Annotated in this window: 20 protein-coding genes; 6 read left to right on the forward strand and 14 right to left on the reverse strand. The window is 59.8% G+C overall.

Features of this window, described 5'->3' with window-relative positions; genetic code table 11:
* The first annotated feature begins 31 nt into the window (after nucleotides 1-31).
* From EV281_RS23925 to pepT, 5 genes are all read left to right on the forward strand, one after another.
* Nucleotides 32-1,291 carry a sugar ABC transporter substrate-binding protein gene (locus EV281_RS23925; protein ID WP_132656736.1) on the forward strand — a complete coding sequence of 420 codons (1,260 nt, stop codon included), beginning with the start codon at nucleotides 32-34 and terminating at the stop codon, nucleotides 1,289-1,291.
* Nucleotides 1,292-1,381: 90 nt separating this feature from the next.
* Nucleotides 1,382-2,317, forward strand: a complete 936-nt coding sequence (locus tag EV281_RS23930; protein ID WP_132656737.1) for a sugar ABC transporter permease — start codon at nucleotides 1,382-1,384, stop codon at nucleotides 2,315-2,317.
* A gap of 4 nt (nucleotides 2,318-2,321) precedes the next feature.
* Complete coding sequence (locus EV281_RS23935) at nucleotides 2,322-3,152, forward strand: carbohydrate ABC transporter permease (RefSeq protein ID WP_132656738.1); 831 nt, start codon at nucleotides 2,322-2,324, stop codon at nucleotides 3,150-3,152.
* A 4-nt stretch (nucleotides 3,153-3,156) separates the two neighbouring features.
* Nucleotides 3,157-4,215 (forward strand): sn-glycerol-3-phosphate ABC transporter ATP-binding protein UgpC, encoded by a 1,059-nt coding sequence (ugpC, locus tag EV281_RS23940; RefSeq protein WP_132656739.1) that lies wholly within the window; start codon nucleotides 3,157-3,159, stop codon nucleotides 4,213-4,215.
* Between the two features lie 96 nt (nucleotides 4,216-4,311).
* Nucleotides 4,312-5,544, forward strand: coding sequence for a peptidase T (gene pepT, locus EV281_RS23945; RefSeq protein ID WP_132656740.1), 1,233 nt, complete (start codon nucleotides 4,312-4,314; stop codon nucleotides 5,542-5,544).
* 119 nt (nucleotides 5,545-5,663) lie between these two features.
* Here pepT and EV281_RS23950 read toward each other — a convergent pair whose 3' ends face one another.
* The 5 genes from EV281_RS23950 to EV281_RS23970 all read right to left on the reverse strand — a co-directional run bounded on the left by EV281_RS23950 (nucleotide 5,664) and on the right by EV281_RS23970 (nucleotide 10,450).
* Complete coding sequence (locus EV281_RS23950) at nucleotides 5,664-6,473, reverse strand: cell wall hydrolase (RefSeq protein WP_132656741.1); 810 nt, start codon at nucleotides 6,471-6,473, stop codon at nucleotides 5,664-5,666.
* A gap of 157 nt (nucleotides 6,474-6,630) precedes the next feature.
* Nucleotides 6,631-7,671 (reverse strand): sulfate/molybdate ABC transporter ATP-binding protein, encoded by a 1,041-nt coding sequence (locus EV281_RS23955; RefSeq protein WP_132656742.1) that lies wholly within the window; start codon nucleotides 7,669-7,671, stop codon nucleotides 6,631-6,633.
* Between the two features lie 10 nt (nucleotides 7,672-7,681).
* Entirely contained in the window at nucleotides 7,682-8,569 is an 888-nt protein-coding gene (gene cysW, locus EV281_RS23960) for a sulfate ABC transporter permease subunit CysW (RefSeq protein ID WP_132656743.1), read from the reverse strand.
* On the reverse strand, nucleotides 8,559-9,416 hold the full coding sequence (cysT, locus tag EV281_RS23965; protein ID WP_132656744.1) for a sulfate ABC transporter permease subunit CysT: 858 nt from the start codon (nucleotides 9,414-9,416) through the stop codon (nucleotides 8,559-8,561). Before cysT ends, cysW begins: the two co-directional genes overlap by 11 nt.
* 8 nt (nucleotides 9,417-9,424) lie before the next feature.
* Nucleotides 9,425-10,450 (reverse strand): sulfate ABC transporter substrate-binding protein, encoded by a 1,026-nt coding sequence (locus EV281_RS23970; RefSeq protein ID WP_132656745.1) that lies wholly within the window; start codon nucleotides 10,448-10,450, stop codon nucleotides 9,425-9,427.
* A gap of 356 nt (nucleotides 10,451-10,806) precedes the next feature.
* Between EV281_RS23970 and EV281_RS23975 the strand changes: the two genes are divergently transcribed.
* Entirely contained in the window at nucleotides 10,807-11,820 is a 1,014-nt protein-coding gene (locus tag EV281_RS23975) for a porin (RefSeq protein ID WP_132656746.1), read from the forward strand.
* An 89-nt stretch (nucleotides 11,821-11,909) separates the two neighbouring features.
* Here EV281_RS23975 and EV281_RS23980 read toward each other — a convergent pair whose 3' ends face one another.
* The 9 genes from EV281_RS23980 to EV281_RS24020 form a co-directional block, all read right to left on the reverse strand.
* Entirely contained in the window at nucleotides 11,910-12,365 is a 456-nt protein-coding gene (locus EV281_RS23980) for a PTS sugar transporter subunit IIA (RefSeq protein WP_132656747.1), read from the reverse strand.
* 29 nt (nucleotides 12,366-12,394) lie between these two features.
* Nucleotides 12,395-13,087, reverse strand: coding sequence for a response regulator transcription factor (locus tag EV281_RS23985; protein ID WP_132656748.1), 693 nt, complete (start codon nucleotides 13,085-13,087; stop codon nucleotides 12,395-12,397).
* Nucleotides 13,084-15,792, reverse strand: coding sequence for a sensor histidine kinase KdpD (locus EV281_RS23990; protein WP_132656749.1), 2,709 nt, complete (start codon nucleotides 15,790-15,792; stop codon nucleotides 13,084-13,086). Before EV281_RS23990 ends, EV281_RS23985 begins: the two co-directional genes overlap by 4 nt.
* 64 nt (nucleotides 15,793-15,856) lie before the next feature.
* Entirely contained in the window at nucleotides 15,857-16,426 is a 570-nt protein-coding gene (gene kdpC, locus EV281_RS23995; RefSeq protein WP_132656750.1) for a potassium-transporting ATPase subunit KdpC, read from the reverse strand.
* Between the two features lie 11 nt (nucleotides 16,427-16,437).
* Nucleotides 16,438-18,498 (reverse strand): potassium-transporting ATPase subunit KdpB, encoded by a 2,061-nt coding sequence (kdpB, locus tag EV281_RS24000; protein WP_132656751.1) that lies wholly within the window; start codon nucleotides 18,496-18,498, stop codon nucleotides 16,438-16,440.
* Between the two features lie 212 nt (nucleotides 18,499-18,710).
* Nucleotides 18,711-20,414: a potassium-transporting ATPase subunit KdpA gene (kdpA, locus tag EV281_RS24005; protein WP_132656752.1), complete on the reverse strand. Its 1,704-nt coding sequence runs from the start codon at nucleotides 20,412-20,414 to the stop codon at nucleotides 18,711-18,713.
* A 50-nt stretch (nucleotides 20,415-20,464) separates the two neighbouring features.
* On the reverse strand, nucleotides 20,465-20,554 hold the full coding sequence (locus EV281_RS24010; protein ID WP_007825856.1) for a K(+)-transporting ATPase subunit F: 90 nt from the start codon (nucleotides 20,552-20,554) through the stop codon (nucleotides 20,465-20,467).
* 390 nt (nucleotides 20,555-20,944) lie between these two features.
* Nucleotides 20,945-21,307, reverse strand: coding sequence for a copper resistance protein CopC (locus tag EV281_RS24015; RefSeq protein WP_132656753.1), 363 nt, complete (start codon nucleotides 21,305-21,307; stop codon nucleotides 20,945-20,947).
* 73 nt (nucleotides 21,308-21,380) lie between these two features.
* The gene (locus tag EV281_RS24020; protein ID WP_132656754.1) at nucleotides 21,381-21,581 is read right to left on the reverse strand and encodes a hypothetical protein; all 201 of its coding nucleotides are present in this window, start codon (nucleotides 21,579-21,581) and stop codon (nucleotides 21,381-21,383) included.
* Nucleotides 21,582-21,643: the final 62 nt, after the last annotated feature.

Below are 21,643 nucleotides of genomic sequence, written 5' to 3' on the forward strand. Positions count from 1 at the left end.
CCTCACAAACAACACCGGAGGGGAACCGAAAATGAAAAAGCTTATTCTCTCAACGCTCTTCGCCACGATGATGGCGGGCACGGCTTTCGCGGACACGACGCTGAAGCTCGTGGAAGTCATCACCAGTCCCGAGCGCACCGAAACTCTGAAGTCGATCGTCGCCAAGTTCGAAGCCGCCAACCCTGGCACCAAGGTCGACATCATCTCGTTGCCCTGGAACGAAGCCTTCCAGAAGTTTGCGACCATGGTCTCGGCCGGCGACGTGCCTGACGTCATGGAAATGCCCGATACCTGGCTGTCGCTCTATGCCAATAACGGCATGCTCGAAAGCCTCGAGCCTTATCTTGCAAAGTGGGAGCACACCAAGGAACTGACGCCGCGTGCGCTTGATCTCGGCCGCGACGTCAACAACACGGCCTATATGCTGCCCTACGGCTTCTATTTGCGCGCGATGTTCTACAATAAGAAGCTGCTTGCAGAAGCAGGTGTAAAGGAACCGCCGAAAACGATGGAGGAGTTCACCAAGGCCTCCGAAGCGGTTTCCAAGCTGCCGGGCAAATACGGCTACTGCATGCGCGGCGGTCCGGGCGGTCTCAATGGCTGGATGATCTTCGCCGCCTCCATGGCCGGCGACAACAAGTACTTCAAGGATGACGGCACCTCGACCATGAACAGCGAAGGCTGGGCAAAGGGCATCGAGTGGATGGTCGATCTCTACAAGAAGGGCTATGCGCCGAAGGATAGCGTCAACTGGGGCTTCAACGAGGTCGTCGCCGGGTTCTATTCGGGTACTTGCGCCTTCCTCGACCAGGATCCCGATGCACTGATCGCCATTGCCGAGCGCATGAAGAAGGACGATTTCGGCGTTGCTCCGCTGCCGAAGGGGCCGGCCGGCAAGTCTTATCCGACCATCGGTTATGGCGGCTGGTCAATGTTCACGACGAGCCAGAACAAGGATCTCTCCTGGAAGCTGATCGCTACGCTCGAAGGTCCTGAAGGCAATATCGAGTGGAACAAGAAGATCGGCGCTCTGCCGGCCTATACGGCAGCCGAGAAGGATCCTTTCTACGCTGGTGACCAGTTCAAGGGCTGGTTCGAGGAACTGGCCGACAAGGACACCGTGCCGACGGTCATGCCGACCTACCTCGAGGAATTCGCCTTCTTCAAGGATTCCATGGCAATCAAGACCTCGCAGCAGGCACTGCTCGGTGACATCTCCGCCAAGGACCTTGCCGACCAGTGGGCTGACTACCTTACCAAGGCCCAGCAGAAGTTCCTCGCCAAGAAGTAAGGCACAAATCGTAAACGGCGGCGGAGATCTTCCGCCGCCGCTCATGCAGCGACAGACGGCGCGGAAGCGCCGCAAGGGGAAGTACCGGTAATGACCATCACTGCCGACACGCTTGAGATGCCCCACGACCGCCGGCCATGGCTGCGCCGGCTGGCCGATGCATCGGAGCCCTATCTCTACAGCGCGCCGTCGTTGATTCTGATCATCGCGGTCATGCTGGTGCCGTTGGTGGTCGGCGTTTCCTATGCCTTCCGTGATATCCAGCTCCTTAATCCCTTCTCAGGCGGTTTCGTTGGGATGGAGCATTTCCGCGAGCTTTCGCGCGATAAAGCCTTCTATGGCGCGCTGCAGAACACGCTCTGGTGGACCGGTGCTTCGGTCATCCTGCAATTCTTCTTCGGCCTCGTCCTCGCTCTTCTGCTCGACAAGCCTTTCTGGGGGAGGGGTGTCGTCCAGGCGCTGGTCTTCCTGCCCTGGGCCGTGCCGTCCTTTCTCGCTGGCCTCAATTGGGCCTGGCTCTTCAATCCGGTCATCGGACCGATGCCGCATTGGCTCTTTGCGCTCGGGCTGATGGGCGAGCCGGGCAATATCCTCTCCGATCCGCAATATGCGATGTGGGGACCGATCATTGCCAATGTCTGGTGGGGCATCCCTTTCTTCGCGATAACGCTGCTGGCCGCCCTGCAGGCGATCCCGCGCGATCTCTATGAGGCGGCCTCGATCGATGGTGCCGGGTGGTTCCAGCGTTTCTGGTCGATCACCCTTCCGTTCCTGGCGCCGACGATCGCCATCACCGTCATGCTGCGCACCGTCTGGATCTCGAATTTCGCCGATCTCATCGTCGTCATGACCGGCGGCGGGCCGGCCGACAGAACCCAGATCGTTGCCAGCTACATTTTCACCCAGGCCTTCAAGCGGCTCGATTTCGGCTATGCCTCGGCGATTGCGCTGGTGCTGCTGGTACTGCTTCTCGCCTATTCCATGCTGATCATCCTGCTGCGGCAGAGCCTGCTTGCCAGGGATTGAGCCGATGAGACGATCCATTCTCTCCACTGTCGCGCACCGCTTGGCGATCCTCGTCTATGTTATCTTCGCGCTCTTTCCGCTCTTCTGGCTCCTGAAGGTTTCGGTCACGCCGAACGACCTGCTCTACACAGAGGGCGTGCGCATGTGGCCGTCGCGGACCACATGGGAACACTATAGCTTCGTGCTGCAGCACAGCGCCTTTCCGACCTTCTTCAAGAACAGCGTCATCGTCTCGGCCTCTACCGCGGTAGCGGTGACGATCTGTGCGTCGCTGTCGGGTTATGCGCTGTCGCGCTTCAATTTTCGGGCAAAATACTGGATCGTGGCGCTGATGCTGCTGACCCAGATGTTCCCGCTCGTCATGCTGGTCGCGCCGATCTTCAAGATCCTGTCGCCGCTGCACCTGACGAATAGCCTGACCGGCGTCGTGATCGTCTACACTGCCTTCAACGTGCCCTTCGCGACCTTCCTCATGCAATCCTTCTTCGATGGCATTCCGAAGGATCTCGAGGAAGCGGCAATGATCGACGGCGCCACCCAGTTTACGGCCTTCCGGCAGATCATCCTGCCGCTGACGCTGCCGGGCATTGCGGCAACCCTTGGCTTCGTCTTTACGGCGGCCTGGAGCGAACTGCTCTTTGCGCTGATGCTGATTAACGGCAACGACGCGGCGACCTTCCCGGTCGGCCTTCTTACTTTCGTCTCCAAATTCTCCGTGGATTTCGGACAGATGATGGCGGCAGGCGTCATGGCGCTCATTCCGGCCGGCCTCTTCTTCCTGCTTATCCAGCGTTATCTCGTTCAGGGCCTGACGGCCGGCGCGGTCAAGGGTTAGTCACATGGCATCGATCGATATCAAGAATATCCAAAAATCCTACGGTCATTTCCCGGTGCTGCACGGGGTCGACTTGGAAATCAAGGATGGCGAATTCGTTGTGCTCGTCGGCCCGTCGGGTTGCGGCAAATCCACCCTATTGCGCATGATCGCGGGCCTTGAGAACGTGACCGGCGGCGAGATTTGTATCGCCGGGAACCGCGTCAACGAGCTGCATCCGAAGGATCGCGACATTGCCATGGTGTTTCAGTCCTACGCGCTTTATCCGCACATGAATGTTGCCGGCAATATGAGTTACAGCCTGAAGCTCCGGAAGACGGCGAAGGAAAAGATCGCCAGTGCTGTCGCAGGCGCTGCCTCCAAGCTCGGCCTCGATCCGCTGCTCGAACGCCGGCCGAAGGCGCTCTCTGGCGGCCAGCGGCAGCGCGTCGCCATGGGCCGCGCCATCGTGCGTCAGCCGAAAGCCTTCCTGTTTGACGAGCCGCTGTCGAACCTCGATGCGCGCCTGCGCGAGCAGATGCGTGCTGAAATCAAGAAACTGCATGGTGATCTCAAGGCAACCTCGATCTATGTAACCCACGACCAAATCGAGGCGATGACGCTGGCGGACCGGATCGTCGCCATGCATGGCGGTGTCGTGCAGCAGGTCGGAAGCCCCCTGGAGCTCTACGACCGTCCCGCCAATCTCTTCGTTGCAGGTTTTATCGGTTCACCGGGCATGAATTTCCTCGAAGCGAGCTATGAGGCAGGCGGCGTGAAGCTGAAAGACGGCACGGTCGTGCCGCTCGATAAGTCACTGCCGTTGTCGAACGCCGAAAGAGTCACGCTCGGCATCCGGCCGGAACATGTCGTCATGAGCGGCGACGGCGCAGGAGTTGCTGCCGATGTCGAACTCGTCGAGCCGACGGGCTTCGGCATCATCCTGCACCTTTCGCTGCATGGCCTGCCGTTCAAGATTTTTACGCTTGATCGTGAAGCGCTGAGCGCGGGACCGAAGGTCAACGTCGCCTTTCCGGCCAAGCACCTGCATGTGTTCAACGGCGAGGGTAATCGCGTCGATTGAATATGTACTCACAATGCGCTTCGAGCGGAAAAGGCTTTCGTTGCAGAGCCCGCGGAGGCTATATCATCAGACGATGATCCCCCTGGAATGGATATTATGACAGGCACCGTTCTCGACCGCTTTCTCCGCTATGTCGTCATCGACACCCAATCCGACCCTTCCTCTTCGACACAGCCGACCACCGAGAAGCAGAAAGATCTCGGCCGGGTTCTGGTTGAGGAGCTCCTGGCGATCGGTCTTTCGGATGCACATCTCGACGAGCATGGTTACGTCTATGCGACCATTCCGGCCAATACTGACAAGAACGTGCCGGTCATCTGTTTCTGCTCGCATATGGATACAGCGCCTGACTTCACCGGCACGAACGTCAAGCCGCAGATAGTGAAGAACTATGCCGGCGGAGATATACCGCTTCCCGGCGACCCGAGCCGCGTAATTCGCGTCTCTGAACATCCCCAGTTAAACCATCAGATCGGCAACGACATCATCACCACTGATGGAACGACCTTGCTTGGTGCTGACGACAAGGCCGGGCTGGCGGAAATCATGGCCGCGGCAAAGATCCTCGTCGACAATCCCGAGATCAAGCACGGCACGATCAAGATACTTTTTACGCCTGATGAAGAGGTCGGCCGCGGCGTCAACAAGGTCGATCTGGAGAAGCTTGGCGCGGATTTCGCTTATACGATGGATGGCGAAACCGCCGGCCATATCGAGGACGAGACATTTTCGGCCGATGGCGTCGATATCGTCATTACCGGCGTGGCGATTCATCCCGGTTTCGCCAAGGACCGGATGGAAAACGCCATCAAGATCGCCGGCACGATCATTGACCGGCTGCCGAAGGAGATCGCGCCTGAGACGACGGAGGGGAAGCAGGGCTTCATTCATCCAACCGGTGTGGCCGGCTCGATGGAAAAGGCAGCGATCAGCCTCATCATTCGCGATTTCACCGACGAAGGTCTGACGGAAAAGGAAACCATGCTTGAAGCGATCGTCAAGGATGTGATGAAGGCCTATCCGGGCTCGACCTATCGCTTTGACGTGAAGGAGCAGTATCGCAACATGAAAGTGGTGCTCGACCGTCGTCCTGAAATCGTCGAAAACGCCGTTGAGGCGGTACGCCGGGCGGGGATGACGCCGGTGCGGGGCAGCATTCGCGGTGGTACGGATGGCTCGCGCCTTTCCTTCATGGGCCTGCCATGCCCGAATATTTTCGCCGGCGGCCACGCGTTCCATTCGCCGCTGGAATGGATCAGCCGCCAGGACATGGAAAAGGCCGTCAGCACGATTGTGGAGCTCGCCAAGGTCTGGGAGGAGCGAGCCTAGAGCATGTTGCACAAAGTGCGCGGCTATTTTGTGCCAACGACAGGCGTAAAACAAAGACCTAAGGCGCGGCGGGAGGATCTGAAAGATCGCGACGCGCTTCAGCGCTCTTCCTTTGCGGATCAGCCGCCGATCGCTGGAATGCTTGGCCGCAACATCACGCTGTCATAGGCGGGGCGTGGCGTCGGGATGGCGATTGGCGTGCCGGGGGCAGGCTCGATCGCGGTTACCGCCGCAGGCATCGGCAACGGATTGATGCTTGCCGTCGGCGCGGGATCCGGAGAAGGGATCGGGACCGGAACTTCTGACGGGATCAGCACCGCAAACTGCGGCGGCAGCATGCTCTCACCCGGCACGTAATTCATCGCGACTTCGTAAGAAGGCAGCGGCGGCGGCGTCTCGAGCGTGCCGTCTTCATCGCGCTTCTCGTAGAAGGCGTTGCCGCCTGCGACCGTCACATAATGCATATTATTGTAGGGGAATTTCAATCCCGCAGTGTGGAAGAACATCGCATCCCCAACAGCCGGATGACGTTCGCCGCTCAGGATCGCGTCGGCCGCAGTTGCAAGTTCGGGCTCTGCCTGCGGCTTGACCTCGCGCGTCATCACGCCGGGTGCAAACTGCTTCTTTTGCGCCACCACGCCGCAGATGGAGTCGGCATAAGCGCCGGAGGTCAGTCTGTTCATGACGACACTGCCTACCGCCATATAGCCGGCCTCATCCGAATGCTGCGATTCGAAATACATCGCTCGCTTGAGGCAGTCGCGATCCTTGGTGGTATAATTGAAGGTGACTTTTGCCGACTGAGCCTGTTTCGGTTTGGCTTTGACCGGCGCTGCCGCCGGTTTCGGTGTGGTTGTGCAGCTTGCAGCTGCTAATCCTACGAACAAAATCCCAACCAGGGATTTTCCAAAGGAAATCTCCGCCCTCAACGCTAGGTGCCTCCTATTGGATTTAGTCCAGCCCTTTTCGATTCAGCGAAAACGTTTTACCCGGCATGTGACAAAAATACAAACAACCGGAGATAACAAAAATAACAAAGGGTTCCCGCCCAAATACGATTCTGGCGGGAACCAGATTGCAGTGATATCAATTGCGGAAAAGCTTCCAGCGGATCGGCTTGAAGGCAACCCGTGAGCGATCCAACCTGTCGGCTTCGCTCGGCGGCAGTTCGATTTCGATATGCGGCCGGTCCTTGCCGATATCGAGTTCGATATGGCGGGTGCCTGCGACGCGCCGGCTTGCGACCGGTTGGCCGGCAATGCAGTTTTCGGCGGATTCGCAAAGCCGGACATCGTGCGGGCGGAAATAGAGCTGCGCAGCGCCATCAGCTTCGCCCTCCGCGTTAAGACCGAGCGAACGGCCTTCGAAGCGGATATCGCCGTCGGCGACTTCTACCTGCAGGCAGTTGGATTGGCCTACGAAGCCGAAGACGAAAGGTGAGTTGGGGCTGTCGTAGACCTGGTCGGGCGTGCCGACTTGCTCTATCGCACCCTGGCTCATGACCACGACACGATCGGCAAGTTCCATCGCCTCGTCCTGATCGTGGGTGACGAAAACGGTCGTATGGCCGGTGCGGTCATGGATTTCGCGCAGCCACTTGCGCAGGTCCTTGCGCACTTGTGCGTCGAGCGCGCCGAAAGGCTCGTCTAGCAGCAGAACGTTCGGTTCGACCGCCATCGCTCGGGCAAGGGCCACGCGCTGACGCTGGCCGCCGGAAAGCTGCGCCGGATAACGTTTTTCAAGACCAGAGAGTTGCACCAGATCGAGCAGCTCCAAAGCGCGCTTGCGGATGTCGGCCTTCGACGGACGACGGGCGGCATTGCGCACCTTCAGACCGAAAGAGACGTTGTCGAGCACCGTCATATGGCGGAAAAGTGCATAGTGCTGGAACACAAAGCCGATATTGCGCTGCTGGACAGTCTTTCGCGACGCATCTTCCACGCCGAAGAAGATTTGGCCCTCGGTCGGGCTTTCAAGGCCGGCAATGAGACGCAGCAGTGTAGTCTTGCCGGAGCCCGAGGGGCCGAGTAATGCGATCAGTTCGCCGGAGCGGATGTCGAGCGAGACATCGTGCAGCGCCGGAAAGCGGTCGAATTCCTTGCGTAGGTTTTGGACGCGTACTTCCATTCTATTTCCTTCAGTGCCGCCGGCTGGCGGCGATTTCGGCGCTATAGCGCATTTCCAGCAGCGTCTTCAAAACAAGCGTGACGAGGGCAAGCAGAGCCAGAAGCGAAGCAACCGCGAAGGCCCCGGTGAAATTATATTCGTTGTAGAGGATTTCCACCTGCAACGGCATCGTATTGGTCTGGCCACGAATATGGCCCGATACGACCGACACGGCGCCGAATTCGCCCATGGCACGGGCATTGCAGAGAAGCACTCCGTAGAGCAGGCCCCATTTGATGTTCGGCAGCGTGACGTGCCAGAAGGCTTGCCAGCCGCTCGCACCAAGCGAAAGGGCCGCTTCTTCATCCTGCGTTCCCTGTTCTTGCATGAGCGGGATAAGCTCGCGCGCAACGAAGGGGAAGGTGACGAACATGGTGGCGAGGATCAACCCAGGCGGCGCAAACAAGATCTTGATATCGTTGGCGGAGAGCCACTGACCGAGCCAGGTATTGGCGCCGAAGAGCAGCACGAAGACGAGGCCCGAGATAACAGGCGAAACCGAGAAGGGCAGATCGATCAGTGTGGTCAGGAACGCCTTACCCTTGAATTCGAATTTGGCGATCGCCCAGGCGGCGGCTACGCCGAACGTAAGATTCAAAGGCACGCTGATGCCAGCGACGATCAGCGTCAGGCGGATGGCTGAGAAAGTCTCTGCATCCTGGAGAGCCGTGAGAAATGAACCTGCACCCTTGCGGAAGGCCTCGACGAAGACCGCCGCCAACGGCAGCAGCAGGATCAACAACAGGAAGAGCAGGGAGATGACGACCAGTGTGATACGGGCGACTTTGCCTTCGGTGACCGCCGAATGGAGTTGACGCGGCTCAGCCGACGTGGAGTTTGGAATAGCGTTAGATGCCATAACCGTACCTCCGTCTGCTCGAACTCTGAATAAGATTGATGACGAGCAGCATAATGAAGGAAATGATCAGCATGATCGCCGCAATGCCTGTCGCTGCTGCATAATTATACTCTTCGAGCTTGATGACGATCAGGAGCGGCGCGATCTCCGATTTAAACGGCAGATTGCCGGCAATGAAGATGACGGAGCCGTATTCACCGACGGCGCGGGCGAAGGCGAGCGCGAAACCGGTCAGTACCGCGGGCCTAAGGCCCGGCAGCAGCACGTGCGCAATCGTCTGGAAGCGATTGGCGCCGAGTGTCGCGGCCGCCTCCTCAACTTCCTTGTCGATCTCCTCCATCACCGGCTGGACGGTGCGGACGATGAATGGCAGACCGACAAAGATAAGGGCGACGACAATGCCGGCCGGCGTGAAGGCGATCTTGATGCCGAGCGGCGTCAGGAATTGTCCGACCCAGCCATTTGGCGCGTAGAGTGTCGTCAACGCAATGCCGGCAACCGCCGTCGGCAGGGCGAAGGGCAGGTCCACCATGGCGTCGATAATGCGTTTGCCGGGGAACCGGTAGCGCACCAACACCCAGGCAAGCATGACGCCAAAGACGACATTCAGGCACGCGGCGATGAGGGCGCAGCCGAAGCTGATGCGCAGCGCGCTCAGCGTTCGTTGGTCGAAGGCAATGCCGAGGAATTTTTCCCAACCGAGAGCACTCGACCGCCAGGCAAGGCCGGACAGCGGGATAAGGACGATAAGGGTCAGCCAGATCAAGGTAAGGCCGAGCGCCAATCCGAAACCCGGAATGACGCTCGGCCGCTTGAACCGCCACCGCGTGGGGTTATTTGCGCTCATAAGACCTATTATTGGGCCGGCTTGTAGATCTGGTCAAATACGCCGCCGTCGCCGAAGAATTTCGGCTGTGCATCTTTCCAGCCGCCGAAGTCGTCGATGGTGGCGAGCGTCAGCTTCGGGAACCGGGCAATATCTGCCGGATCGGCCACTTCCGGCTTGATCGGGCGGTAATAATGCTTTGCCGCGATCTTCTGGCCTTCATCCGAATAGAGATAATTCAGATAGGCTTCGGCAACCTTGCGGGTGCCTTTCTTGTCGACGTTGCCGTCGACGATTGCGACCGGCGGATCGGCGCGGATCGAGAAAGCGGGCGTTACGATCTCGAACTGGTCGGGACCTAGTTCTTCGAGGGAGAGATAGGCTTCGTTTTCCCAGGCGAGCAAAACATCACCAAGCCCGCGCTGCACAAAGGTGGTCGTGGCACCACGCGCGCCGCTATCGAGAACCGGAACGTGCTGCAGGAGCTTGGTCACATAGTCCTGAGCCTTGGCTTCATCGCCACCATTCGCTTGTTTGGCCCATGCCCAGGCTGCAAGGAAGTTCCAGCGAGCGCCGCCCGAGGTCTTCGGGTTCGGCGTGATGACCTGAACGTCATCCTTAATCAGATCGCTCCAATCCTTGATGCTCTTGGGATTGCCCTTGCGCACGAGGAAGACGATCGTCGAGGTGTAAGGGGTGGAATTATTAGGGAACTTGCTCTTCCAGTCGGCCGGAATCTTGCCGGTCGCCTTGGCGATCGCGTCGATATCGCCTTCGAGGGCAAGGGTCACGACATCGGCATCAAGGCCGTCGATCACGGAGCGTGCCTGGGCGCCGGAGCCGCCGTGAGAAGCTTGGATCGTTACCGTTTCACCGCTGTCGGCCTTCCACTTCGCAGCGAAAGCGGCATTGAAGTCCTTATATAATTCGCGTGTCGGATCGTAGGAGACGTTGAGAAGCGTCTGATCTGCGAATGCCGGCGCAACGCTTCCGATCGCAAAGCTGCCCGCCATGAGCGCGGCCGCAATCAGCCGGGTGAGCCTGAAAGTCTGCATGGGAACCCTCCGTGGTTATGCCGCAAACTCTATCAACTAAGTCGTATAATGAAACGAAGATTGTTCCGGTTCTCCGGATCAATCTTAGAAAGCCATCCCATTTGAATGGCGGATCGCGGATCGGACATTCTGCCAGTTGGCCGCGGCCAATTGCGGCGCCGTGTCGCGCTACCGTGTTTTTTCTGCCACAGTTCGACCCACAAAGCGACATTGGTGTGTCGATTTTTAGTCTTCTTTTACAGCGCTGACGCCTTGAAATGCCTACATGGACTTCCGGTCGTTGGGATTCGGCGACCGATGGTGGGGGTGTCCTTGAAGCACTGCTTGCCTCTTTCAAACCGTAAAAGGTCTTTCTGATGTCTATTAAAACTATCCTTCTTGGCTCTGTTGCCGCCCTTGCAGCGGTTTCCGGAGCGCATGCAGCCGACGCTATCGTCGCAGCCGAGCCGGAGCCCGTAGAATATGTTCGCGTTTGCGACGCCTACGGGACCGGCTACTTCTATATCCCGGGCACCGAAACCTGCCTTCAGATCGGCGGTTATATCCGTACTGAAGTTCGTTTCGGCGAAAACGTCTCCGGCGATTCCGACGTGAACTTCTGGACTCGTGGTCAGGTTACCTTCCAGACCAAGAACGACACCGAGTACGGCACGCTCACGGGCGTTATCACGCTGCGTACCAATGCTGACAACGCCACCGATCAGGAAACTCTGCTCGATGAAGGCTACCTCGACATCGCCGGCTTCCGCGCCGGTAAGCAGTACAGCTGGTGGGATGACGATCTGAGCGGCGAGACGGATACGCTCTCCAGCAACGAGACGACCCACAATTCGATCCGCTATCAGTACGAGACTGGCAATTTCGCTGCCGGTATCTCGGTCGACGAACTTGAAGAAGCCTATGCAGAGAAGCCGGGCGAAGGCCCGAACAACTTCGGCGTAGCAGCTCAGGTTTCCTTCAAGAGCGGCGCGTTCAGCGGCTACCTCCTCGGTGGTTACGATACCGACAACGAAGAAGGCGCTATCCGCGCAATCGTCTATGCCGACATCGGCCCCGGCACGCTCGGCCTCGCTGGCATCTGGGCTAGCGGCGCCAACTACTACTACGAAGAGTCCGAATGGACGATCGCTGCCGAGTACAAGATGAAGATCACGGACAAGTGGGCCGTTACCCCCGCGTTCCAGTACTTCGACAAGATCGAGCTCGATGCTGATGGCGACTTCACTGGCGGCAGTGCCTACACCACCGGCGTCACCGTCGACTATCAGATCGCTGAAGATCTGCGCAGCAAGCTCAGCGTTCAGTATCACGACGAAGAAGACGGCGACGACGAAGTCTTCGGCTTCCTGCGTTTCCAGCGCGACTTCTAATAACAGGGGCCGCATCGGCCCCTTGGTTCTCGATTTGCCTTCCCCCCGCTTCCGCGGGGAGAAGGTCGGGTGCGTCAAAGCGTTTTTTCTTACACGCGCGAATCCGCGATGAAATCCGAATAGAATTCATCGACATTTCTGGCCTTGCGCATGGCGGCCAGGACGCCTTCCGATTGAAGCCTGCGGGCGATAGCGGCAAGCACGTTCAAATATTCCCCGCGATTGTTTTCGCCGAAAAGCAGTACGAAGGCGATATCAGTCGGGATATCATCGATCGCATCGAAATCCAGGGGCTGAGCGAAGCGGATCAGCAGACCGCGCGGGCTCGTCATGCCGTCGATCGCCGCATGCGGAACGGCAATGCCGTTACCGATGCCGGTAGAGCCTAGCTTTTCACGTGATTCGAGCGCCTTCAGGACGGTCTGGCCGTCAATGCCGAAAGCCTTGCCTGCCCTTTCGGAAATCGCCTGTAGCGCGCGCCACTTGGTCGCCACCGACAGGCCGATGAAGGTGTGTTCCGGCCGGATGATGTTGGAGAGGTTCATTTCATTCCCGATGCTGTTGTCGGCAGGTATCAGTCAGGCTCGCGGAGCCGGTAGCCGACACCGGTCTCGGTGGTGATATAGTGCGGTTGGTCCGGGATCTGCTCGACCTTTTGCCGCAGCTGGCGCACGTAGACGCGCAGATACTGCACGTCTGCCGCCGGACCCCACACCTGCTTCAAAAGAAATTGATGCGTCAGCACCTTGCCGGCATGCTGGGCGAGCACGCGTAGGATGTCGTATTCCTTCGGGGACAGCTTGATCTCCTTGCCGTCCACCTTGACGATGCGCTTGACGAGATCGATCGACAGGCCTCCCGTCTGGAAAATCGCCTTTTCTCCCTGCTGTTGCAGCCGGTGACGAAGTGCCACGCGGATACGGGCACCCAGTTCGTTGACGCCGAAGGGTTTCGTCACATAATCGTCGGCACCGCTTTCCAGCGCCTTGACGATGCCAGCCTCGTCGGTACGGCTTGAGAGGATGACGACAGGCATGATGAGTCCGCCCTCGCGCCATTCCTGCAAAAGGTCGTGGCCCGGCATGTCGGGAAGGCCGAGATCGAGCAGGATGAGATCGGGCTGGTCGTCCTTGACGGACTGGCGGGCCGCCCCGGCATTCGGCGCTTCATGAACTTCATAGCCTTGCGCAGTGAGGCCGACGCGTAAAAGCTTGCGGATCGGGGGCTCGTCGTCAACGACGAGAATCTTGACGGCTGAACCGGTCATTTGAGTTCATCCAGTTTTGGAATGCCATTCGGTTTGGGAAGGCGGATGGTGAAAACGGCTCCGGACCGGTCGGTCCGGTTGCCGGCCGTGATCGTCCCGCCCATCGCCTCGATGAAGCCCCGACATATGGAAAGGCCGAGGCCGGTGCCGGCGCGTACCTGATCGCCCTTGCGCACACGGTAGAAGGTGTCGAAGACACGGGTGAGGTCTACGGGAGGAATGCCAGGACCTTCGTCGGAGACCTGTACGACGACATTATCGGCATCCGCCCAACCTTCGATGCGGATGACGGAGCCCTCGGGCGCGTATTTTGCGGCGTTGTCAAGCAGGTTGAAGAGGACCTGCTCGAAGAGAACGGGATCGACGCGGATCATGGGCAGGTCGGCGGGGATCGTCATTTCCGTCCGGTGACGGTCGAGAATCTTGGCAGCGCGGCGCAGTGCGCTGCCAGCGATGTCGCCGGCATAATGCAGCGCATAATTCGGCTCCATGGCACCGGATTCGATCTTCGTCATGTCGAGCAGATTGGCGATGAAGCGGTTGAGGCGCTCGGATTCATCGACGACGGTCGAGAGAAGGTCAGTGCGGTCCTCCGCAGTCATGGAATCGAAATAGTCGCGGAGCGTGCCGGACGCGCCGAGGATCGCCGCGAGCGGCGTCTTCAGATCATGCGAGATGGACGTCAGCAGGGCCGAACGCAGGCGATCTGCTTCCGCCGCAAGCTTGGCGCGATCGACATCGGCGACGAGCTGTACGCGTTCGATGGCGAGCGCTGCCTGATCCGCCAGGGCATCCAGAAGACGTTGCTGCTCGGGCGTCAGTAGCGGGCCGTCGCGACGGTCGCTGTCGAGGCCGATGACGCCGACCGCCGTGCGGCCGGTGCGCAGCGGCACATAGAGGCGCTTGGCGCCCGGCAGCGTATCGGCGCCGCGCCCGGCGGCATGATTGTGCTCCCACGCCCAACGAGCCGCGGCAATATCGGCATCGTCAAGCGTATCGTCAGGCGGATAGCCGGCCTTGACCGCGATGGAGCCTTCTTCGGGAAGGAGCAGAACGACACGCACCCTGAGCATGGAGGCGAGCTGAAAGGCGGTCGCCCAGAGAACGTCATCCAGTGTGCCGGTTCCGGCGAGCTTCTTGGAAAAGAGATAGAGATTTTCGGTCGTCCGCGCCCTTTGACGGGCAGCCGCCGCCTGACGCTGCACCGTCGCCGTGAGATTTGAGGCGATAATGGCGACGCCGAGGAAGAAGAAGAGCGCCAGCACGCTTTCTGGATCGCTGATCGTCAGCGTGTAGCGCGGCGGCAGGAAAAAGAAGTTGAAGGAGAGGGCACTGAGGATACAGCTATAAAGTGCCGGCCGTAGGCCATGGATGACGGCTGAGGTCAGAACCGCCATCAGGAAAACGAGCGCAAGATTGCGCACGTCGAGCACCTGATCGAGCACCACACCGACAGCCAGCGCAATCGCGACATAGGCTGTCGAGACGAGATAGGCCCTGAAATTCAGCGTCGGGACGCTCGGGGCCGCCTTGACGCCGCGCTGCGAAGCCGTGTCTTTCTCGTTCCCGGAGATGACGTGGACGCTGATATCGCCGGCCTGCCGGATGAGCTCGTCGGTCGTCGAGCGGCTCCACCATTCGCGCCATGTTGGCTTCTTTGGTGCGCCGATGACGATGTGGGTAACATTGTTGGCGGTGGCGTGGCGCACCAGTTCCTCGGTCACCTCGCGGCCGGGAATGGTGATGGCCTCGCCGCCGAGCTGCTCAGCCAGCCTCAAAGTGGCGGCGATCGTATCGCGCTGCGTTTCTGAAAGATTGATGGAGCGGTTGGTCTCGATGTAGACGGCTGCCCAGGGAGCGCGCAGGCGCGCAGCCATGCGTGAGGCGTAGCGCACGAGCGAGGCGGAGCGGGGATGGTCGTCGATCGACACCAGCACGCGTTCGCCGGCAGCCCATGGGCCGGAAATGGCATGCGCCTGCATATGGGTCAGCAGCTGGTCGTCGACCCTCTGGGCGGTCTTTCGCAGTGCAAGTTCGCGCAATGCGGTCAGGTTGCCGGGCGTGAAGTAGTTCGTCAGCGCCCGCTCGGCGGTCTTTGCCACATAGACCTTTCCGTCATGAAGGCGCTTGATCAGGTCGTCGGGCGTCAGGTCGATGATTTCGATATCGTCGGCCATGTCGATCACGGAATCCGGTACGGTTTCGCGCACCCGGATGCGGGTGATCTGCGAAACGACGTCGTTCAGGCTTTCGACATGCTGGATGTTCAGCGTCGAATAGACGTCGATGCCTCGGTCAAGCAGTTCCTTGACGTCGAGATAGCGCTTCGGATGGCGGCTGCCTTCGGCATTGGTATGGGCAAGCTCATCGACAAGAACGAGGTCGGGCTTGCGGGCAAGGATGGCGTCGAGATCCATCTCTTCGAGCGACTGGCCGCGATAGGCGATCTTCACACGCGGAACGATCTCGAACCCGGCGAGCAGCGCCTCGGTTTCCTTGCGGCCGTGGGTCTCGACAACACCGATAACGACATCAAATCCATCGGACATCTTGGCGCGGCCGGAGACGAGCATTTCATAAGTCTTGCCGACGCCCGGTGCAGCGCCGAGGAAGATCTTGAGGCGCCCGCGCGACTCCGCCCGGGCCTTTTCGAGGAGCGCATCGGGCGAGGGCCTGCCGGCCTGGTCGCGGTTGTCGTCTGGCATGCAGTTCGGTCTTTCTTTACGAGCAAGCCCCGGCCCGCCTGCAGCGCTCCGGGGCTCTCAACCTTTACTGAGTCATAGAAGCATCAAGGCTCTGGTTCAACGCCAGAACATTGACGGTCGGCTCGCCGAGCACGCCGAGTTCGCGGCCGCTGACGGCTGCATCGACCAGCGCCTTGACCTTGGCTTCATCGACGCCGCGCGCCTTGGCGACGCGCGGAACCTGGAAGTAGGCGGCATCGGGCGAGATATGCGGATCGAGGCCGCTGCCCGAAGCAGTGACGAGGTCGGCGGGAACCTCGGCATTGGGGTTGGCTGCCTTGGCAGCTTCATAGTCGCCCTTCACACGGTCGATCAGCTTTTGGCTGGTTGGGCCGAGGTTGGAGCCGGAGGAGGCGGCGGCATTGTAGCCATCGCCGGCGGCGGACGGCCGGCCGTGGAAATATTTGTCGCTGGTGAAGGCCTGGCCAATCAGTCTGGAGCCGATGACCTGCCCGTCCTTTTCGATGAGGCTGCCGTTCGCCTGAGAAGGGAAGAGCGCCTGGGCGACTCCCGTCATGGCGAGCGGATAGAGGAGACCGGTGATGGCCGTGGTGGCAACGATCATGACGATTGCCGGGCGAAGTTCTTTAAGCATTGGATATCTCCTTAGGCGAGGCCGACAGTGGTGATGGCGATGTCAATCGCCTTGATGCCGACGAAGGGGACGATGATGCCGCCGAGACCGTAGATCAGCAGGTTGCGGGAGAGCAGCGCACCGGCCCCGATCGGGCGGTAACGGACACCCTTCAGTGAGAGCGGAATGAGCGCGATGATGATCAGCGCGTTGAAGATGATCGCCGACAGGATGGCGCTCTGCGGCGTGGCGAGACCCATGATGTTGAGCACGCCGAGCTGCGGATAGAAGGTCAGGAACATCGCGGGGATGATGGCGAAATATTTGGCAATGTCGTTGGCGATCGAGAAGGTCGTCAGCGCGCCGCGAGTCATCAGCAGCTGCTTGCCGATCTCGACGATCTCGATGAGTTTCGTCGGGTCGGAGTCAAGGTCGACCATGTTGCCGGCTTCTCGGGCTGCAACGGTGCCGGTGTTCATGGCAACGCCGACGTCAGCCTGAGCGAGAGCCGGCGCATCGTTCGTGCCGTCGCCGCACATGGCGACCAGCTTGCCCTTGGCCTGCTCCTCGCGGATCAGCTGCAGTTTGTTCTCAGGCGTTGCCTGGGCGAGGAAGTCGTCCACGCCGGCTTCGGCTGCAATTGCCGCTGCCGTCATCGAATTGTCGCCGGTAATCATGACGGTGCGGATGCCCATGCGGCGCAGCTCGTTGAAACGCTCGCGGATGCCGCCCTTGACGATATCCTTGAGCTGGATGATGCCAAGCAACCTGCCGTCGCGAGCAACGGCAAGTGGCGTGCCGCCGGCCTTAGCGATCTCGTCGGAGATCGACTGCAATTCGCGAACGACTTCGGCGCCGTTCTTCGAGGAAGCGTCACCATTGACATAGGAGAGCACCGCATCGACGGCACCCTTGCGGATCGAGGAGCCTTCGAGGTCGACGCCGCTCATGCGGGTTTGAGCGGTGAAGGGCACGAAAGTGGCCTTCAGGCCCGCCATATCGCGACCGCGGATAGCGTACCTTTCCTTGGCGAGTACGACGATGGAACGTCCTTCTGGCGTTTCGTCGGCGAGCGAGGCAAGCTGGGCCGCATCTGCGAGGTCCTGTTCGGAGACGCCACGGACCGGGCGGAAGCTGGTTGCCTGGCGGTTGCCCAGCGTGATCGTACCGGTCTTGTCGAGCAGCAGCGTATCGACGTCACCGGCGGCTTCGACGGCGCGGCCGGACATGGCGAGTACGTTGAAGCGGACGAGGCGGTCCATGCCGGCGATACCGATCGCCGAGAGCAGCGCACCGATGGTAGTCGGGATCAGCGTGACGAAAAGGGCAACGAGCACGATGATCGGGATCGAGCCGCCAGCATAGGCCGCAAAGCTCGGGATCGTCGCCGTGGCGAGCACGAAGATGAGCGTCATGCCTGCTAGCAGAATATTGAGCGCGATTTCGTTCGGCGTCTTCTGGCGCTCGGCACCTTCGACGAGCGAGATCATGCGGTCGAGGAAGGTCGAGCCGGCGGCCGCAGTGATGCGTACGCGGATCCAGTCGGAGAGAACCTGCGTGCCGCCGGTGACAGCTGAGCGGTCACCGCCGGATTCGCGGATGACTGGCGCGGACTCACCGGTGATGGCCGCTTCATTGACCGAGGCGACGCCTTCGACGACTTCACCGTCCGAGGGGATGATATCGCCGGCTTCGACGAGAACGACGTCGCCGACCTTCAGGCTCGTGCCCGGCACCATGCGGTAGCCGCTGCCGTTGTTGGCGGTCAAGAGCTTCGCCTGGGTTTCGGTGCGCGCCTTGCGTAGCGAGTCGGCCTGCGCCTTGCCGCGGCCTTCGGCTACCGCTTCGGCGAAGTTGGCAAAGAGTACGGTGAACCAGAGCCAGAGGTTGATCTGGAAGGAGAAGCCGAGATTGCCGCTACCTGAAACGAGATCGCGCAGGAACAGGACTGTGGTCAGTGCCGAGACCGTGGCCACGACGAACATGACCGGGTTCTTGGCGAGGGTGCGCGGGTTGAGCTTGGTGAAAGCGGCACCCACCGCCGGAATGAGAATGCGAGAATCAAGGATGCTCGCGGATTTTGCCTGGCTCATAAGAGACTCCAGCTTTGAAACGAGGATGGCGAACCGGCCGGCCGGTCAGCCCTGTAAAATTCTGACTGCGCAGACGACGACGAGCAGGCCTGCCATCATCACCAGGATGATGTCGGAAGCGCGCGGCATCCGCTGGGCTTCACGCCCCGGCAGACCGGGACGTGGATGGAAGGCTTTTCGCAGCCTGTGGCGCACGAGCATTGGCTGAGCCCTCAGAACGTTTGGCCCGCAAGGCCAACGAGATGCTCGACGACCGGCCCGAGAGCCAGCGCCGGCATGAAGGTGAGGCCGCCAACGATCAGGATCGTGCCGACGAGCAGTCCGACGAAGAGCGGGCCGTCCGTCGGGAAGGTGCCCGCCGAGGCCGGAACCGTCTTCTTCGCAACCAGTGAGCCCGCAATGGCAAGCGCCGGAATGATGACGAGGAAGCGACCCATCAGCATGTCGATGCCGAGCGAGATATTGTACCAGGGCGTATTACCCGTCAGACCGCCGAAAGCCGAACCGTTGTTGGCCGCACCCGACGTGTAGGCATAGAGGATTTCGGAGAAGCCGTGCGGGCCGTCGGTGCCGACGGAGGCGACAGCCGAAGGCATCACGGTGGCAATGGCAGTGAAGACCAGCATCGCGAGCGGCAGGCAGAGGATGGCGAGAACGGCCATCTTCATTTCCTTCGACTCGATCTTCTTTCCGAGATATTCCGGCGTGCGGCCGACCATCAGACCTGCCACGAAGACGGCAACGATGATGAAGAGCAGAATGCCGTAGAAGCCGGCACCGACACCGCCGACGATGATTTCGCCGAGCTGCATGTTGATGAGCGGAATCAGGCCGCCGAGTGCGGTGAACGAACCGTGCATGGCATTGACTGCGCCGCAAGATGCGGCCGTAGTGATGACCGCAAATAGCGAGGACATGGCAACGCCGAAGCGGACCTCCTTGCCTTCCATGTTGCCGCCCTGCAGGCCGAAGGCATGCATCAACGGGTTACCGGCAGCCTCTGCCCAATAGGTGATGCCGACGCCGACGATGAAGAGGACGCCCATCGCAGCCAGGATCGCCCAGCCCTGACGCTGGTTGCCGACCATGCGGCCGAAGACGTTGGTCAGTGCCGCGCCGATCGCGAAGATCGAGACCATCTGGATGAGGTTGGAGAACGCATCCGGGTTTTCGAAAGGATGAGCGGAGTTGACATTGAAGAAACCGCCGCCATTGGTGCCGAGCATCTTGATGGCGAGCTGCGAGGCAACGGGGCCGACAGCGATCGTCTGCTTGGCGCCTTCAAGCGTCGTCGCATCAACATAAGGGCCGAGCGTCTGCGGAACTCCGAGCCAGACATAGGCAAGCGTCAGCACAATGCAGACTGGCAGCAGGATATAGAGGGTGGCGCGGATCACATCGACCCAGAAGTTGCCGATCGCCTTGCCCGATGCGCGCGAGAAGGCGCGGATGAAGGCTACGGCGATTGCCATGCCAGTCGCAGCCGACACGAAATTTTGAACCGTAAGGCCCATCATCTGAGTCAGGTAAGACATGGTGCTTTCGCCGCCGTAATTCTGCCAATTCGTATTGGTGACGAAGCTGACGGCGGTATTGAATGAAAGCTGCTCAGGCACCGCGGCCATGCCGGCCGGGTTATAGGGCAGCGCGCCCTGCAGACGCATAAGCGCGTAAAGCACGATGACGCCGAGCAGGTTGAACATCAGCATGGCGAAGGCATAGGAGGTCCAGTGCTGATCTTCGTGCTCGCTGGTGCCGGCAACGGCGTAAAGTCCCCGTTCGATTGGAACGAGGACCGGTGAAAGGAATGTGCGCTCGCCATTGAAGACACGCGTCATGTAACCGCCGAGCGGTTTGACGAGCACGAGGATGATCCCGCAGTAGAGCAGGATCTGAAGCCATCCGTTGAGGGTCATGGGAGGAAACTTTCAGTATCCGGCTGCTTCAATCAAAAGCGCCGGCTCTTTCAGAAACGTTCTGGGCGGATGAGAGCGTAGGTGAGGTAGACGGTGAGAAACACGGTCACGGCACCACTCAAGACATAATCGAGGGTCATCAATGTTTCTCCTGTCACAGCCTGTCGCAGGCGCACGTGTAGGCAAAGCAAAGCCCGAAAAATATGATTGCAGTGCCGAGTAGAATTATATCCATCATCGATCTTGACTCCGGTTTGTTATTCTTGGAGTCAGACAAGACAAAGGGCGCCATCCCGGCGGGTTGGCACCTTTTATGCTTTCTGGCGTGGAGATGATCTTTCCGATCTCTCGGACATTAATATGCGGCTAAAGTGCATAAAGGTTCGAGATTGGGCGGGAAGCATCAATATAAGAATCTTATAAACGCCTTTGTGCGCAAAGCCGGAATTCCGGCGTCGACTGCGGGCCGATATAAAACGCCGTGCCCGGTGAGCACGGCGCAACATCAGGTAACCCAATAACATAAGGGCTCAGGGATCGACCCGGAATTGATAGTGGCCTTCAGCGCTGCGGCCATCCATGGAGAGGACGTGCCAATTGAGCGTGTAAACACCAGGGGCCATCGCGGGATCGAGCGGGACCTTGAAGACCGATCCTTCAGGACCAGAGAGGAAGGGCTTGCCCGTAGGAAGCACCAGGCCCTGGGCATCGAGCAGAATCGCCGTCGAGCGGGCAAGATCGATCGGGCCGGTGAAGGTAAGTTCAAGATTGGCCGGCACCAGCTTTTCTTCCTGCTGGGGCGGCGGAAGGGATGCTTCCTCGATCGCCGCAGACGCCACGTTTGCGGCAAAGAGGATGGATGCGAACAGGCAGAATGACACGATCGATTTCATGACGGTCTTCCTTATATTGCCGTCCGCATGGTGCCGGGAGCGTCATGCCCCGCCGCGCCATGCTGGCGCATGCCTAATAACGCCGTGAGGGGTGATTTCGATCCCTTACGCGTGCGACAACCTGCACCGGCTGGTGAAGGGGCTGCGGCTGGCGGTATTGCTGGAATACGGCGACAGTCTCATTCAAGAGGTTGCGCCAGAATTCACGGAGCTGTCTTGTCGTCCGCGAGTAGGAGATCGGGTTCCTGCCGACATTGTCGTTGTCGTGCCTCATGGCTTTCTCCTTCTATTTCGCCGTCATCCTTACGCAAAAGTGTAGTCCTCGGCGCACCGTGG

Source organism: Rhizobium sp. BK418 (assembly GCF_004341105.1).
In the GTDB taxonomy this organism is placed as follows: domain Bacteria; phylum Pseudomonadota; class Alphaproteobacteria; order Rhizobiales; family Rhizobiaceae; genus Rhizobium.